General features: G+C 38.9%; 19 protein-coding genes and 1 pseudogene. 7 read left to right on the forward strand and 13 right to left on the reverse strand.

All coding sequences use genetic code 11. The annotated features are described in order from the left end of the window. Positions 1 to 266: 266 nt before the first annotated feature. The 4 genes from LQ203_RS21755 to LQ203_RS21770 form a co-directional block, all read right to left on the reverse strand. On the reverse strand, positions 267 to 1,559 hold the full coding sequence (locus LQ203_RS21755; protein ID WP_230161283.1) for a citrate:proton symporter: 1,293 nt from the start codon (positions 1,557 to 1,559) through the stop codon (positions 267 to 269). A 112-nt stretch (positions 1,560 to 1,671) separates the two neighbouring features. Beyond that, entirely contained in the window at positions 1,672 to 1,833 is a 162-nt protein-coding gene (locus LQ203_RS21760) for a hypothetical protein (protein WP_230161285.1), read from the reverse strand. Between the two features lie 47 nt (positions 1,834 to 1,880). Further along, positions 1,881 to 2,573 (reverse strand): response regulator, encoded by a 693-nt coding sequence (locus LQ203_RS21765; protein ID WP_230161287.1) that lies wholly within the window; start codon positions 2,571 to 2,573, stop codon positions 1,881 to 1,883. Then, positions 2,573 to 4,162 carry a sensor histidine kinase gene (locus LQ203_RS21770; RefSeq protein ID WP_230161289.1) on the reverse strand — a complete coding sequence of 530 codons (1,590 nt, stop codon included), beginning with the start codon at positions 4,160 to 4,162 and terminating at the stop codon, positions 2,573 to 2,575. Before LQ203_RS21770 ends, LQ203_RS21765 begins: the two co-directional genes overlap by 1 nt. A gap of 457 nt (positions 4,163 to 4,619) precedes the next feature. Here LQ203_RS21770 and LQ203_RS21775 point away from each other — a divergent pair, with 457 nt between their 5' ends. After that, complete coding sequence (locus LQ203_RS21775; protein WP_230161291.1) at positions 4,620 to 5,078, forward strand: XoxI protein; 459 nt, start codon at positions 4,620 to 4,622, stop codon at positions 5,076 to 5,078. Positions 5,079 to 5,140: 62 nt separating this feature from the next. After that, positions 5,141 to 6,085, forward strand: coding sequence for a hypothetical protein (locus tag LQ203_RS21780; protein WP_230161293.1), 945 nt, complete (start codon positions 5,141 to 5,143; stop codon positions 6,083 to 6,085). A gap of 359 nt (positions 6,086 to 6,444) precedes the next feature. Here LQ203_RS21780 and LQ203_RS21785 read toward each other — a convergent pair whose 3' ends face one another. Beyond that, on the reverse strand, positions 6,445 to 6,819 hold the full coding sequence (locus LQ203_RS21785) for a collagen-like protein (RefSeq protein WP_230161417.1): 375 nt from the start codon (positions 6,817 to 6,819) through the stop codon (positions 6,445 to 6,447). Between the two features lie 153 nt (positions 6,820 to 6,972). Next, positions 6,973 to 7,896 carry a DNA-3-methyladenine glycosylase gene (locus tag LQ203_RS21790; protein WP_230161295.1) on the reverse strand — a complete coding sequence of 308 codons (924 nt, stop codon included), beginning with the start codon at positions 7,894 to 7,896 and terminating at the stop codon, positions 6,973 to 6,975. Positions 7,897 to 8,149: 253 nt separating this feature from the next. Between LQ203_RS21790 and LQ203_RS21795 the strand changes: the two genes are divergently transcribed. Both LQ203_RS21795 and LQ203_RS21800 read left to right on the forward strand, forming a co-directional pair. Further along, entirely contained in the window at positions 8,150 to 8,746 is a 597-nt protein-coding gene (locus tag LQ203_RS21795; protein WP_230161419.1) for a bifunctional transcriptional activator/DNA repair enzyme AdaA, read from the forward strand. Continuing rightward, positions 8,736 to 9,263 (forward strand): methylated-DNA--[protein]-cysteine S-methyltransferase, encoded by a 528-nt coding sequence (locus LQ203_RS21800; protein WP_230161297.1) that lies wholly within the window; start codon positions 8,736 to 8,738, stop codon positions 9,261 to 9,263. The genes LQ203_RS21795 and LQ203_RS21800 overlap by 11 nt, the downstream gene beginning before the upstream one ends. Positions 9,264 to 9,339: 76 nt before the next feature. Here LQ203_RS21800 and LQ203_RS21805 read toward each other — a convergent pair whose 3' ends face one another. From LQ203_RS21805 to LQ203_RS21820, 4 genes are all read right to left on the reverse strand, one after another. Then, positions 9,340 to 9,780: a DUF2690 domain-containing protein gene (locus LQ203_RS21805; RefSeq protein WP_230161421.1), complete on the reverse strand. Its 441-nt coding sequence runs from the start codon at positions 9,778 to 9,780 to the stop codon at positions 9,340 to 9,342. An 81-nt stretch (positions 9,781 to 9,861) separates the two neighbouring features. Continuing rightward, positions 9,862 to 10,335 (reverse strand): DUF2690 domain-containing protein, encoded by a 474-nt coding sequence (locus tag LQ203_RS21810; protein WP_230161298.1) that lies wholly within the window; start codon positions 10,333 to 10,335, stop codon positions 9,862 to 9,864. Positions 10,336 to 10,698: 363 nt separating this feature from the next. Beyond that, the gene (locus LQ203_RS21815; RefSeq protein WP_230161300.1) at positions 10,699 to 11,340 is read right to left on the reverse strand and encodes an NUDIX domain-containing protein; all 642 of its coding nucleotides are present in this window, start codon (positions 11,338 to 11,340) and stop codon (positions 10,699 to 10,701) included. 55 nt (positions 11,341 to 11,395) lie between these two features. Next, positions 11,396 to 11,662, reverse strand: coding sequence for a transporter suffix domain-containing protein (locus tag LQ203_RS21820; RefSeq protein ID WP_356715085.1), 267 nt, complete (start codon positions 11,660 to 11,662; stop codon positions 11,396 to 11,398). Between the two features lie 251 nt (positions 11,663 to 11,913). Here LQ203_RS21820 and LQ203_RS21825 point away from each other — a divergent pair, with 251 nt between their 5' ends. After that, on the forward strand, positions 11,914 to 12,594 hold the full coding sequence (locus LQ203_RS21825) for a copper homeostasis protein CutC (RefSeq protein ID WP_230161302.1): 681 nt from the start codon (positions 11,914 to 11,916) through the stop codon (positions 12,592 to 12,594). A gap of 73 nt (positions 12,595 to 12,667) precedes the next feature. Here the strand turns inward: LQ203_RS21825 and LQ203_RS21830 are convergent, their stop codons facing one another. The 3 genes and pseudogenes from LQ203_RS21830 to LQ203_RS21840 form a co-directional block, all read right to left on the reverse strand. Beyond that, a complete protein-coding gene (locus tag LQ203_RS21830; RefSeq protein ID WP_230161304.1) occupies positions 12,668 to 13,078 on the reverse strand; it encodes a UPF0715 family protein in 411 nt (136 codons plus the stop codon). Positions 13,079 to 13,272: 194 nt separating this feature from the next. Then, the gene (locus LQ203_RS21835; RefSeq protein WP_230161306.1) at positions 13,273 to 14,010 is read right to left on the reverse strand and encodes a MerR family transcriptional regulator; all 738 of its coding nucleotides are present in this window, start codon (positions 14,008 to 14,010) and stop codon (positions 13,273 to 13,275) included. A gap of 249 nt (positions 14,011 to 14,259) precedes the next feature. Next, positions 14,260 to 14,433, reverse strand: a pseudogene (locus tag LQ203_RS21840) (pentapeptide repeat-containing protein); the annotation flags it as partial. 242 nt (positions 14,434 to 14,675) lie between these two features. Here LQ203_RS21840 and LQ203_RS21845 point away from each other — a divergent pair. Both LQ203_RS21845 and LQ203_RS21850 read left to right on the forward strand, forming a co-directional pair. After that, a complete protein-coding gene (locus LQ203_RS21845; RefSeq protein ID WP_230161308.1) occupies positions 14,676 to 14,927 on the forward strand; it encodes a DUF1256 domain-containing protein in 252 nt (83 codons plus the stop codon). A 158-nt stretch (positions 14,928 to 15,085) separates the two neighbouring features. Beyond that, a complete protein-coding gene (locus tag LQ203_RS21850; RefSeq protein ID WP_230161310.1) occupies positions 15,086 to 15,958 on the forward strand; it encodes a DMT family transporter in 873 nt (290 codons plus the stop codon). Positions 15,959 to 15,997: the final 39 nt, after the last annotated feature.

Here is a 15,997-nt window from a genome sequence, read left to right on the forward strand (position 1 = left end):
TACCACCTTCGGCAGTAAGGACTTTGTTTTGTTTCGCAAACTCATCCAATGATACCTAGCCTTATATGAAGTTCGTGTTCCTCAGACCGGAGGTTTGCCGCTTGCTTCCTTCAGATTCCACGTCACCGTGGACACCCTTGCATTAAGCTAACCACTACTACTGCCTTCATGGTTCGGGACTTTCACCCTATAGATTGCACCCATGCCGGGCGCACGAAAAGAGTCCCGTTCGTAACGTTACGAACGGGACTCTTAAATGTACTATATTATAGTGGGATGATTCCCAATAGGACGGATACCACTATCATGACAAGCGTCGATCCACATGCCCATTTCAGGAAAGTGCGCTGCAATTCACCGAAATCTTCCCCTACCATTCCAACCAATAGATAGGTAGATGGAACAAGCGGGCTTAATAGATGGACGGGCAACCCTAATAGTGAAGCTCTACCGATCAAGGCAGGATCAATTCCATAAGCGGCTCCCGCTTTAGCAAGTAATGGGAGCACACCATAATAAAATGCGTCATTAGACATGAAGAACGTGAAAGGTGCTGAGATGATGGCTGTGATGACAGCAAAATGTGCACCCATTTGATCTGGAATGTGCTGAATCAAAGAGTTTGCCATGGCATCCACCATTTCCGTACCGGCAAGGATTCCAGTGAAGACACCTGCAGCAAAAATCATCGAAATGACAGATAAAGCATTGTCTGCATAGTTTGCCACACGCTCTTTTTGATCACTGAGTTTCGGATAATTAACCGTAATGGCAATGGCAAAACCTATCATGAACAGGACTGCTGAAGGCATTAGTTCCATAATCAGCGCAACCAGCAGTGTAAGAGTCAATGCGTAATTGAATATTATCAATTTAGGACGCTTAAGATAAGCATCTTCCGTTGCAGCCGCGTGCTGTGCCACAGCACGATAATCGACTTCTATGATCCCAATTCTCTTTCTTTCTTTTTTACCCAGGCAATATGCCATGAACAAGACGAATAGGACTCCACCAATCATCGCAGGAATGACAGGCGTGAAAACATCGGACATTTCAAGTTTTAAAGCGGTCATCACCCGTGCTGTCGGGCCTCCCCAAGGAAGTAGATTCATGACTCCAGATGACGAAACAGCAATACCGGCCAATACTAGCGGTCTCATTCCAATCCGTTTATATAGCGGAAGCATGGCTGAAATCGTTATCATATATGTAGTCGTACCATCTCCATCCAAGGAAATCAGCAAAGCCAGTACTGCCGTGCCGATGGCAATTTTGACTGGATCTCCTTTTACAACCTTAAGGATTGTATTGATGATCGGGTCAAAAACGCCAGCATCGATCAAAATGCCAAAGAAAAGGATCGCAAATAAAATCATGATGCCCGTTGGCGCCACATCTTTGATTCCTTCCAAAGCCATTTCGCCCATTTTACCGCCAAACCCACCAATAAGTGCAAAGGCACTTGGTACTGCAATCAAAGCTATCATGGCTGAAAGTCGCCCTGTCATAATTAAAATCATAAACACTACTATCATCAAGTATCCTAATAAAGCGAGCATATGATCACTCCTTAATTTCTAATTATCTAAATTGTATATGAAATCGCTTTATCTGTAAGCGTTTTCAATTTATTGTGTTTTAAAACTATTTTGTTAATTGTGTTCATTGTGTTCACGGAGGCACTTTCACTCTGATCATTACAGGGGTGAAATGCTGTTTCCAAAACGGAACTACACACTGATTATAGCCATTGATGCCGGCCAGTTGAATAAATGCTTCAAAAGGAACATAGCGGCAAAACTCCGATAACATATTCCCACCGTTATTCTCCATGAAAAAACACCTCCAGTTAGGAAGGTGTTTTACTTAAACGAGACTCTTTATGGAATTTTATAATATCTTCGCTCCGGTCTGCCCACTACCCCGTATACGACTTCCGCTTTACATTTCTTTACGGATATCAAGTATTCCAAATAGCGTCTCGCGGTTGTCCTGGAGGCACCGATTTGTACACTCACTTGCTCTGCAGACAAACCTATATCGCTTGCTTTTAGAACCTCAATCACTTTCGTTAAAGTGATTTCATCGACCCCTTTCGGTAGGATGGGACCATTGTTCTTCGTTTCCGAAGCCGAAGATCCCTTTTTTAAAATAAGATCAACAAAATCCTGATCTATTTCTTGTTTCGATTGCATCAGATGGGCTTTCTTAAGGTACTCTTCGATAACTTGGTTGAAGCGTTTCATTTCCACTGGTTTAATTAAATAATTCTCTACACCGTAGTGAAGCGACTTTTCAAGTTGTTCTTTTTCTGTGGCTGCCGTAATCATGATGATATCCACGTTCGGGAACTTTTGACGGATGTCCGGAAGGAGGTCTGTCCCAAGCTGATCTGGCATATATACATCAAGCAATAGCAAATCAGGGCTTTTTTGCTCCAAGATCCGAAGCGTCTTTTTGGCATTGACTGCTTTTCCGACCACTTCTATTTCATCAAAGTTTTTCAGGAATTTTTCATGGATATCCGCTACACGAAAATCATCCTCTGCGATAACCGCTCTTATCTTCAGCATTATTTTCCTCCTCTCTGTTCTTTAGGGAGATACACGGTGAATATCGTGCTTCCAGTCTCGCTTTGAACTTCGATGATGCCACCCAGCTCTTTTACGACCTGATCGGCATTTGAAAGTCCATATCCACTTGGACTTCCATTGTTCTTCGATGTGAAACCCCGATCAAAAACATAGGCGATATCATCCTCATGTATTCCTTTTCCGTTGTCACTCACTTCAAATACCATATCATTTCCGATATCCGTTGCGAAAAATTTCACGAGCGGCTCATCCGTGCCTGAAACCGCTTCAAGCGCATTATCGATAATATTGCCAAGAATCAATGTAAGTTGTGACAATTTTATATGATCGGGGAGTTTCTCTAAGTAACTTTGTGCGTCGATTTCAAAGATGATTTTCTTTTCCGATGCTTTACCTATCTTACCAAGTAACAGGGCTTGTACCTTTGTATCCTTTATCTGTTCGAATACGACACGGTTCAGGGAATGCAATTCAGATGTTTCACTTTGGATCATATCTATTGCTTCATCATATTCCTCTAACTGTATTAAACCTGATAATACATATAGCTTATTGGTAAATTCATGGGTTTGTGCCCTCAAATCCTCTGAATGCATCTTCACCTCGGATAGTGTGTTGACCATTTCTTCAATTTCCGTTCGATCGCGGAACGAAGCGACAACACCGCTTACCCCTTCATTGTCGAAGATTGGTGTGCAATTAACGATAATGGACTTATCTTTCCATGAAATTTCTTTATCCATTTGTGGTTCACCAGACCTTAAAACTTCGAATAAATATTTCGAAGGAAATAGACCATCCACATTCAAATGGCGAACGGACTCTTTAATATCCAGCAATTTTTTCGCTGGTTGATTCATCGATGTAATCAACCCATTTTGGTCAATGGCCAAAATTCCTTCTTTCACAGAATGCAATACTGCATTTTTTTCTTTATATAAATTAGCAATTTCAAATGGCTCAAGTCCTAAAGTATCTTTACGTATGCTCCTTGCCAGCATATAACTGCCAATGATCGATATCATGATGGCGGATAAAGATACAATCATCTCTTTCGACAGATCCTTGAAAATTTGGGCACGGACATCGTCCACTAAAAAACCGACCGAGACGATTCCAATGATTTTTCCATCCTTATTGAAAATCGGTGACTTCCCCCGAATGGAAAGACCTAGTGATCCTGCAGCTTCGGAAACATAATATTCGCCGCCAGAAAGCGCCCTGCTATTATCTCCGCCTTCCATCCGCTTCCCTATTTCTGAAGCTTGCGGATGGGAATAACGAATGCCCTCTTTATTCCCTACTACAATGAACTCAGCCCCTGTTTCCCTGCGGATCTTTTCGACAATCGGCTGAATAGTGTCAGCAGGATCTTCCGTTTCAAAAGCCTCGATAACTGTAGGCATGAAGCTAATCGTTTTTGAGAGCCCCAAAGCTAGATGGCCTTTATCCTTCGCTATTTGTCTTCCTTCCATATAGGAAAAAGAGGTCGTCAATAAGAGGATCAAAAAAAGGCTCAACGATAAGACTAACCCGAGAATCTTGGTTTCCAGCGATATTTTCCTCATATTCAACAGTCCTCTATATTCATTTTCATACACTTAATTTTATAGGAGTATAATGATTTTACCATTTCTATTAAATATTGAACATTGTGATTATACGGATACCCATTAATCACATAACTTCCTGTTGCAGTCTTTTAAAATTCTGTTTTTACCTTTCTCCTAAAATCATTTTTTCCATCCTTACATTTTTCATTCGAGCTGCAGTCTCATTTTCATAGTCTGTATGTCCTAGTAATGTGTATGAAAAAACGAAAACAAATTTCATAGTTATTAATAGATATTTTATTAGTTAAGGGTTTTGAACTCAAAAGAAGTTTAGAGAGGTAGTTAATATTTACTATTTTTAAAAGTTTTTAATTTCAGTTAATATGCATCATTTTTTTGCATTATTTTATAAACACACAGGTAAATAGTATTGTTTATGGTAACATTTATAATAGAAATGGAGGTGAACATTATGAAGTTAAAAAAATCATTAATAATAACAGTTTTAGGTTTATCAATTATAGGTTCTTCTACGGGGGCAAGTGCTGCAGATGATGATGTGCTGGTAGATTCAGAAGTAACACATTCTAACAAACAAGCAGATAATACTAATTTGATCAGCGGAAGAGCAGCCAAGCCTTCCAACACTTCAAGAATAGATGTATATAAACCACTTTTAGGGAAAACCTATGCAGTTGCTAAATCAAGTTCTACAGTAAAAGAGGATTATATCTATGCAAAAGCAAGAACATTTAACGGTGATGGAGCATTAATCAAATCAAATTCAACAAGCGCTAAAAAAACAACCTATACTAGTGTTAGAGCTGACAACGGAACAGTATACTCTGGTAATGATTGGGCCATTGGGAATCACACGTATAAGCTTAAAGGATATAAAGATATTAATCATGAAACAAAGGCATATTGGTAATAAAAAGGTAAAAAAGAGATATGCCCATAGCATATCTCTTTTAACTAGGAGAAGAATGGATTATGAAAAAATATTACAAAATGGTAGCAATATCTTTATTATCATTAATTGGAACTTACTTCTTATTTAATAGTAATTTTTATTTATCCTCAAATAAAAAATCTAACACTTCAATCACTACCGATAGTGAAAATCGTGAAGTAGGAAATACAATTGCATATGGTATAAAGAATTTGGAAGGTGAACATATAGATAATGGAAGTGCACTTAATAGTAAAAACAAGGAAGTGTCGGTGGTTGTCTCAATAGACCACAATATGGATGAAGACAGAAAATATGCATTACTTGTTTTAGATAATTATAAACAAAAAAAGTTTATAGTAGAAAACAAGAAGCAGGTAGTAAATAAACATTTCTTTAAAATGAAATCCAACAGTTCCATAAACATAAAAGTTTTCGCCTCCATTGATTCCGATTCTAGAGAATTAACTTTTTTACTCGTGAAAAAGCCAGAGTATAAATTGAAAGAAAACGATCTATATAGAGCGGCAGTTCTAGAAGAAGTTTTAAGTATGCGGTATTCAATCAACAAATCTGATATTATGGAGGAAATTAGTGAAGTAAGACCCGATGCTATTATAAGAGATGGTTTAAATGAAAATTTATTTGTCACAAATAGTCAAAAAAAGCTACAATTTATTATTACTGAAAAAGAAGGCAAGAAACTTTTACTCTCCGCTGGAAATGATTCAAATACTGAAATCAGATATGCCATTATAGCTTTCAAGGATTGGGAACAAGTTACTGTTATAGATAACAAAGAAGTATTATATACAACTGTACCTCCAGAAACGAGACACCTTTTTCATTTTAAACTACCCAAAGTTAAACATGAAAGTAACTTCCAATTCATTGCCCTCCCATTTCCTTATGAAGTAAGCCCTATTAATTATGAGAGTCAACAATCATTTGGTTCTTTCAGAGTCGTCATTCAAAATAATGAATAACAGAAAGGATTTAAACCAATTGTCCACTATAATTACTATATTAGGTTTAATAGGTATTTTTGTCATAATTGTTTTTTTAGCCATTGTAAAAACTATGAAAGATAATTTCAAAAGATAGTTGTTTTATCAAAGCAATCGGGAAGTTAGTCCATTACAACTCATGCTCTATTCTACTAGTCGGCAATCCCATGCGTTTCACTTAATAAATTATAGCGTTCAAATGAATACAAAAGATCATTCTTGTTTTTAAAGAATTATCCAATTACACAGTATAAGGGCATGTTTGAACATGCCCTATATATTCGTTCATTTATTAAAGTTTCTTGTATTAATTCGGTAAATTTGTTTTGAGCATTTTTTCAAAAACAGCTAAAAGATCTGATTTGTCTTGTATCGATTCCAAAAATCGTCCAGAACCTGCCATTCCATCTAAAACCTGCAACGGACCGCGGGCCGACAAAAATCGGGTAATACCAAAAACTCGCCCCATTATTCAGCCAGATGAACGTATTCCTGAATAAACAAAACGAAATCGCCCCTGGATCTACAGCAAATGTTGAAGCCTGTTGTTGAGGGATAAACGCTGGCGGGGGAGCTGTTGGTGCTTGCGAATAATTCGGTTGTCCCGGTTGGCCAGGAAATCCAGGTACGCCTGGTATGCCAGGAAATCCAGGTATGCCAGGAAACTGTCGTTCAAGATAAGCTTGATCCTCATAATGATACGTTGGGTACATATACATGGTCATTCACCCCTATATGATTGAATGATATAAGGTATGATATATGGACCTAAGTTGTTTGGGCTGCCAGGAATAATGAAGAATGGCAATATATCTCCGAAAATTAAAATATATCGACGAAATCAACAGTTATATCAAAGAAGCACTTCAGTATAGCAATCTCCATAAATAGAATGTTGCGTATGACTCCCAATCGGCCCACGCTTCCGATCGCTTCAGAATTTCCGCTTTTGTAGGTTTCACTTCCGTCTCCATGACCAGCTTCATTGAATTATGCAGCCCGACGTCATCGATTGGAAAAGCTGCTGGATAACGTAAACACCTCATCAGTACATAATTCGCTGTCCACGGACCAATTCCACGTATTTTGGTCAGCATTTTTTCAGCCACTTTCACATCCTTTGCATTCAACAGCTTTTCTTTCGTAAGTTCTCCTTGCACGATAAGTTGAGCCACTCCAATTAAATATTCGCACTTCTTCACGGTCATTCTCATCTCGGTAAAATCTTCTACCGTTAATTCCGCTATCACCTCAGGTGTTGGAAACAGCCAATATTGCTTTCCTTCATATTCTACAAATTCACCAAATCCCTCAACAAGCCTCCGTTTCAAGGTATAGGCGTAAGTCAAGTTAATCTGCTGTCCAAGAATTCCCCAGGCAATAGCTTCGAATAGATCTGGAATGCCCATGTTTCTTAGACCGAAGAATTGGTTTACTGGCCTTTTCAGTATAGGGTCATTTTCGGCTAGCTCATAAAAAGGCAGCAAATTTGTGTCAAGATCGAACCAGTGGCGAATGTATTGGGAAACAGCGCCTTTAATATGTTTTTCCAATGCTTCATTCCGGCCTGGAAGTCGAACGGACAGCTCCGTTTCGTTCTCAGCACTGATTTCCACTATAAGTGTCTCATTTTCTACAGCCAAGGCGCGATATATCTTTTGATCAACAATTTCGAACAGACATTCGTTGGAGGATCGGGCCAAGTATTTAAGGTTTTCCGAAAAACTAAACTCTTTGGGTGTATGAATTCTCCAATCATTACTTTCTTCTATTGATAATATCTCTTTCATCTTGCGCCTCCTTTGTCTTGCTCTTTTATTCTAATCAAGGAATAATTACGTTATCTTGCTCTTTTACTCATCTCCACTGGATATCAAAAATAAAGAGATTATCGCTTCATCCCGCGTATTTCAATTAACTCCCTAATTTTAACAGATACTTCATGCCTTCCATATGCAAAATAATTACGTTATCTTGCTTTTATATTATTGAAACGGTTGCATATCAACACTTTCTTGTATACTAAAAGGAGAGGTGAATGTGATGATTTCGAAAAAGGCAGACATTCCGAATGATTATTGGAAGGCGATTATAGATTGTGATACAGCGTATGATGATCATTTTTTATATGCAGTGAAAACAACAGGCATCTTTTGCAGGCCTTCCTGTAAATCAAGGGTGCCGAAAAAGGAAAATGTGAAGATTTTCAAAAATGCCATGATGGCTTTGGAAGAGGATTTCCGGCCGTGTAAACGGTGTAAACCCGAAGGATTGATCCTGCCGACAGAGGACTGGATTGAACAAATAACAGAATGGATTGACAAACATTTCAGCGAGCCCCTCACATTGAACAAATTGGCGGATATTTCACACGGCAGCCCCTATCATTTACAAAGATTATTTAAGCGTGTGAAGGGGATATCGCCCACTGAATACATTCAACGCCTTCGTCTTGAAAAAGCAACGAGACTTCTTGAAAGCTCCGAACAGCCTGTAGCAGAAATAGGATTGGCTGTAGGTTTCTCAAGCACACCCTATTTCATAACGTTATTCAAAAAGAAAATGGGCGAGACACCAATGGGATACCGGAAAGATTATATTCAGAACGTAAGGAAGGAGAGCGAACAAGATGAGTGTTAAAGAACAAACCATTGACTGGTCCATTTTACATTATGAGAATTGGCAATTATATATGGCCAAGACAGATAAGGGACTTTGTTACGTAGGTTCACCGGATCAATCGTATGAGGAACTGAAAGCTTGGATACAAAAACGCTTCCCTATGGCGAGACTTGTTGAAAATGAAGAGGCATTAAAACCGTATCTAAAGGAAGTGCAAGAGTATTTTGAAGGAACTCGGCAAACTTTCTCTTTTGCCAATGATGTAAATGGAACTCCCTTTCAACTAGAAATTTGGGACGCATTGAATCAAATACCCTATGGGGAAACCTGTTCATATTCCGATATTGCAAGAATCATCCAAAGGTCTACAGCTGTTCGGGCTGTCGGAACGGCCATTGGTGCCAATCCTGTTCTAATCACGGTTCCATGCCATCGGGTAATCGGAAAGAATGGATCCATAACCGGTTACCGCGGAGGAACGGAGATGAAGCAATATCTCCTTCAATTGGAAGCACAAAATGGAAGGGATAAATGAATACGATGCATTTACTATCAGACCAAAACTAAAAAAAGCATCCGATTATTCGGATGCTTGCAAAAAATCACTACTTCTAGAACCAAATGGTCACCGCTTTTTTATATGCATCACTATTAGGGATCGCATGTATCCCTTGAGCCTGTGCTTTGCGAGGATCCAAGTCATATACCATTGGTGTATAACACGAGGTCTGCCCCTTATTCACCACACCATTTCCCCCGGAACTTGCGCACGTATAAGCCTTACCATCAGTACTGCGGATGATTCTCGCATCCGCATCATGATTATATACGGCCGGACGGGTAACGGTGACTTTCGCCCAGGCTGTTTTACAGGTCGTGCTGAATTTCAATTCTACGTACGAAACGGAATCGATCCATTTTTTATCCTTCGTTACAGCCGAGCTTGCACAACTATTATAGTTAGGGCTTTTTCCATCATAAGTATGAGTTTCTGCCAATGCTTGATCATTTCCGAATACGAAAAAATCGAGAATGAATATCGACATAGTCATCAGTATGGATAAACCTATCATTTTAAGCTTATTATTCAAGTCATTCATCCTTTCTTCGAATAACATAGAGAACCTTTATCATTAATACCAGCCTGTTTCACCTGCTGTATAAGGCCAATATCCTACTGCTTGTGCTTTTCGCGGATCTAAATCATATACCATAGGTGTATAGCATGTTGTTTGTCCTTTATTTATTTCACCATTTCCACCAGGAGATGCACAACTGAATTGCTTATTATCAGTATTGCGGACAACCAATGCCGTTGCCTCCCCATCCGATTTAGCTGGCCTGCTTAAAGTGATCTTTGCCCAAGCCGTTTTGCAAGTCGTGCTGAATTTCAACTCCAAGTTGGCAGAAGCACCGTTGGCGTTAATTTTCACAGACTTCTTCGTCACTGCACTATTCGCACAATTATTATAGTAAGGACTTTTTCCATCATAAGTGTGGGTTTCTGCCGATGCTTTGCTGACAAAAGAATCCAGGGAGCCAAATAGAACTAAAAAAGCTACAAAAAATGAAATGCACAAAACCATTTTTTTCATTGTTTCACTCATCCCCTTAACAAAAATTTATACACTGTTCATATTACAATTTTGTAATATTCTTACAAGTGATAAATTCCCCAATTCATGAAGATCGGCAGAAACTCTTTTAACTTTCATCCTTCTACAACTCTTACAGTCTGGTATGTCTCGTTTTACCATCAAAATCAACAGACGGACAAAGTCATTATCCCCATGAGAAATTCAGTATAAGGAAGAGATAAATGAAGGGAATTTACGTCTCACGTGGAATCAACACGAGCCAATAGGCTCCTTTGGCTGGAATAAGCACAGGTCGATATACTTAAATGGATGAGTATCAAATAAAGAGAAAAGCCCCAACAAAACTCGTATTGTTTTGTTGGGGCTTTACGTTCACTTAGCACTTGGCGTCTTAGATAAGTTTTCTCTGATCAATCTAATGATGCTTATATAATAGGAACGATCATGCGGCACAAACTCATCTCTTCCTACATAGCGATCGATCATCATTCTTTTGTATTCTTGCTTTATTTCAAATCCCTGGATATTCACTTTTTCCAACGCTTCGGTCCAAAGCTCTTCGAAATCATTCAATACGACTTTAACCAACCCGGAAACCTCTTCTTGTTGCAGGATGAACTCATCGAAGTGATGAGTACTTACATATAGAAAGACGTTTGCTAATTCTTTGTCGATGAAATGCTCTTTTGTTTGTTGGTATTCGATAATCCCCAATGGAACCAACTCGTCAAAGGAAACATCAATGCCTATTTCTTCTTTTATCTCCCTTACTCCGTCATATACTGTTTCATGAGCCAGCAAATGACCAGCAGCCGTAATATCCAATAGGTTCGGATAATCTTTTTTCATTGCACAACGATGTTGAAGATATAGATATTCCACGCCCGCTTCCCTGCTAACGAACCAACAATGAAAAACCTCATGCCAATGTCCCAGTCTATGTACCTCTTCACGTGCAGCCACGCCGATTTGATTGCGATCATCATCGAATACTTTCAACATCTCAGTTTCCATCGCTCGTCCCTCCTTTCCTTCCTAGGCCCGGAAAATTCATTAGCTCCGTTGCACTTCATTCTTTTTCTTTTCTCCAATTTTTCGGGTTTAAATAACCTTTGTATTTTGCAGCCACTTCTTTCCCAACCAATAGCGCACCTACCCAAAACATGACTTCTGCAAATACGATCGCCCCTGTTATGACCCCAGCTTTCACCGCAGTCGAAAAAGGCGTAAAGGGAGCTATTACAGGAATGATCCAAGTGAGGAGGGAAATGATCAAGAAACCCATCCCTATTTTGTAAAACCTCGATTTCGTTACTTCCTTACCTTCTTTATCCAATTAAATAACCTCCATAATGATTAAATTGCTTTACTTACTCGCCAAACATTCACATACATGAATACCATCTTGAATATATTCTTTTTTTATACGTTTGAATGCTCATTTCGTTTCAAAATATGAGAAATAAAGAAATGCTAGTTGAGGAAAGCTAGCAAAGATCGGAACAGGCATTTGAAATGTGTCCAGGTTATAATAACTATGAAGAACATACTATTTATCATACTAGTAAACCAAGAAAGGAAAATCCCATGTACATTGAATTCATTGCCACGACCATAGAGGATGCCATTTTAATCGAAAAATCGGGTGCAGACCGAATCGAGCTCGTCAGTTCTTTAACCGAGGGCGGATTAACTCCCAGTCACGCCCTGATAGAAGCTATCGTGCGTTCAGTCAACATTCCCGTCAACGTGATGGTAAGGCCTCATAGCCAATCATTCTGTTACTCTCAGAGTGATCTGGATATTATGAAAAATGATATCGAGATGATAAGTACCCTTGGAGCAAACGGTGTCGTATTGGGTGCATTAAATGAAAAAAATGAAATCAATCGATCATACCTCGAAGTGCTATTAAAGGCATGTGAAGGTTTGGACGTTACATTCCACCGCGCCATCGATGATACGCCCGACCCAGTCCGTTCAGCTCAAATGCTAGCAAAGTATCCGGAAATAACAACGATCTTGACCTCCGGCGGCCATGGGGATTTTCCCAGCCGAATGAAAACCATTTTGCAAATGAAAAACGTCTGCGGCGACATATCGCTATTGGCGGGAAGCGGCTTGAATAAGGATAATATCCTTTCAATCTCTTCCGAACTAAATACCGGTTACTATCATTTCGGTACGGCTGTTCGAAGAAATAACAGCCTCATTGAAGGAGTTCAATTGGAAAAAGCGAAAGAAATTGTAAGCATGCTAAAGATATAAGGACATTCCGCTTAAATTTCAAACAATAGAAAGGGACCTATTCTTTGGTCCCTTTTTTGCTATAGATGGCTATTCATTTTTGTAAAAATACCGAGTCCCAAAGCCAAAAAATAATAGCTGCAGAAAGGCCTAATACATAGTAATTCATTGTAGTTAATACATCCATACTGATATCAAAATTAAGCACCCAACTAAAAATGAATACAGCCAGCAAAGAGAAAAAAATATAAAGGCAAAAATAAATGAAACTGAATTTTTTAGGATGCTTATTGAAGTGGACCTGTACCGGAACGGCAAATAATAAATAAGGGATAACCAAATAAAAAGAAAATATGATAATGCCAGGCAGCCCCCAGGAGGGATCACCGATAAAAATAACCATCACCGTTGAAAGCGATAGACAAGAAGAGACTATACATAAGAAATAGTATGGTATTACATCGCTTACCTTCGATACCTTTTCACTCAATTTCCAAAGTTCCATTTTACCCTCCACAAATGCATGATTCCCTTTTATACGGATAACGCATTAACACCATTATTCTTCATTTAAATGTACTCCGCAACAAACTAATGGAAATTTTTACATAACCTTAAGGTTCAAAAAAAAAGGCTGCCGCAGCAACCTTCCAAATATAGTGCCGATATAGCCTTTTTAGGGTCCCCAGAACATTCACATTAATTTTTGTTAGCATCAGCAAAGTGCCCCATGGCATCGCACATGAATTTGGCTAATCCATCACCATATTGGTCGATATTTTTGGTGAACCGCTGATCATCAACATACATTTGGCCTAACCCTTTGAAAGCATCTAGTGAGTATGTGCCAAAGTTCTGGTTTAAACAATCATACCATTCTTTAATTGCTGCTTGTGCTTCCTCCGATTCAGGTGAGGAATTTCGGATTGAAGCAAGTTTTGTATAGATTTCCGATACAGCTTTTTGTGCCTCTTTGGACATGCCTGCCACTTTAGCATTCGACTCATCAACCGCTTTATCCCCCCAAAGCTTGCGAGCTTCTTGTTCATATGGATTCTGACTGAAGTCAAACCCTTCAAATTTTTCTTTATTCGTCATTTGAATTTCCCCTTTCATATGCTTGAGCGATTTACCGACCGTGTTAATTAATTTATCAAGTTGATTGCGTTTCTCCAGTAACATTTTTTGATGCTGCAATAACGCCTCTTGTTTATCGAACGAAGAACAGCTTATGAAATGTTTAATTTCCTTTAAAGGCATGTCGATTTCCCTGAAAAACAAGATTTGCTGCAACATCTCAAGATTATCATTGGAATACAGACGATAACCGGAATCGCTGGTCTCCTCTGGCGATAATAACCCGATTTCATCATAATAATGCAGTGTCCGCACACTGATGCCAACTAAATCAGCAAGTTCTTTCACTCTCATCGCCACTGCTTTTACCTCCTTTCGATATAAATAACTGTAAGGTATTACGTAACGTGAAAGTCAAATGGAAAAATGAAGTTTTTTGACCCAACTTGAAAAAGACGATCCCTCCTAATGAAGAATCGTATCTGTAGAAAAAGATCACTTTGTCTAAATCACCTAACATTTCGGTTTAAAGTCTAATTGACCATCGTTTTTCCTCTAATAACTAAGTGTTCCAGAATTGTTCATATGGTATGTATTAAAATTCCGCTTTAAATAACTAACTTTACATTCGCCGGCACCAAAGCAGTCATATACCGTGCAGCCTTGAAATCCCTTTGCCCTGAGATTTTCATGGATGCCGCAACGATAATCTAATTGCAGATTTGTACATGGTGTACCACCTTCTTTATCAAAGGCAAAACCAGCGAATTTTGCCCAGTCCAATACTTACACTTTCTTCAATTAAAAAGTGGTTCTGCGTAACGATTAATTTCATATTGTCCGGACCGCAATTAATCTCGAATAAGAAAACAGCGTACATACTAGTGGATTATCTCATCTGTTTATTTGTATTTTGTTAATATACTGATTAACTGGATCTTTTGGTAAAATAGAGGAAATCAATAACATATAATAATTAGAAAAGATATCACGGAACTCTAGTAAATAAGAGAAGGGGTGTAGGCATGTATCCTTTTAACGGCAGAAAAAAAGGGGAGACAAAAAAAGAAGTGCCGTATCGCAACTACATGTTGGAAACAGAGACAGAAGGCGAAATAGACGAAATGTCTTTTCAAATCGCAAAAATTCTTCCCCCAAGTTCCAAAGAGATCATCTTTTTATGTATTGGTTCAGATCGTTCCACAGGAGATTCATTCGGACCTTTAGTAGGGACGATGCGAACAGTTATATACTACATACAACCAATTGTTGTATGATGAGTTTACTATAATAATTGCGAAAGTGAGCTGAAAACCGATGATGCATTCACCACTATTTGAAAATGATGTGCCAGTAGTTATTCTTCCTTAACGGCAGAAAACTACAACTCCGTTAAGGACAGCAATAATTGTCTAAAGAAAACGGAGGGTGCAAAGTGAAAAATACCTTAATAGGTTCTTTATATTTATCAATCGCTGCCAGCATTTGGGGCGGGATGTATGTGGTGGTAAAGGTTGTGGTGGACACAGTACCGCCACTGGAATTAGTTTGGTTCCGCTATGTCATTGCAATTGTTCCATTGCTGATCATTGGGATTGTAACAAAACAATCATGGCGTATTGAAAAACGTCACTGGCTGTTAATTTTCATGATTGGGCTCATTGGTAATACAACTTCCATTGTAACCCAGGAGATTGGTACGATGCTCTCCACTGCACAAATGGGTGCCATTATCACTTCAACGACACCGGCATTCATGGTCCTATTTGCGCGAATCATTTTAAAAGAAAAGATAACGTTACGAAAAGCACTCTCAATCATTCTAGCTTCAATTGGTGTCTGTATTATTGTTGGAAATGCGAATATCAATTCATCCAACCAACTTGGTGCGATAGCGCTGCTTATTGCTGCATTAACATGGTCGCTTATGTCTGTTCTTATCAAACGTGTACCTGGGCAATATTCACAAATTGTCGTAACCACCTATGCCATTCTGGTATCCATTGCCTTACTAACGCCTTTTACAATTAATAGATTAGCTAAACTCGACTTTGAAGCCATGGTGCATCCATCTATTTGGGGCGGGCTTTTATACTTGGGAGTCATTTCGACAGCAAGTGCCTTTTTACTATGGAACCGCGGATTGCGGATGCTCAATGCTTCAAGTGGCGGTTTATTTTTCTTTTTCCAGCCTATAGTCGGTACCTTTCTAGGCTGGCTATTGCTAGGAGAGCAAATTGGCTTGGCTTTTTGGATGGGTACTCTATTAATCTTTATTGGTGTTATCGTTGTCATTCGAGAAGGATAAGCATCTAGAAAAAGCTGATTGGTGTTATATGCCGATCAG

Source organism: Peribacillus sp. Bi96 (genome assembly GCF_918698115.1).
GTDB lineage: Bacteria > Bacillota > Bacilli > Bacillales > DSM-1321 > Peribacillus.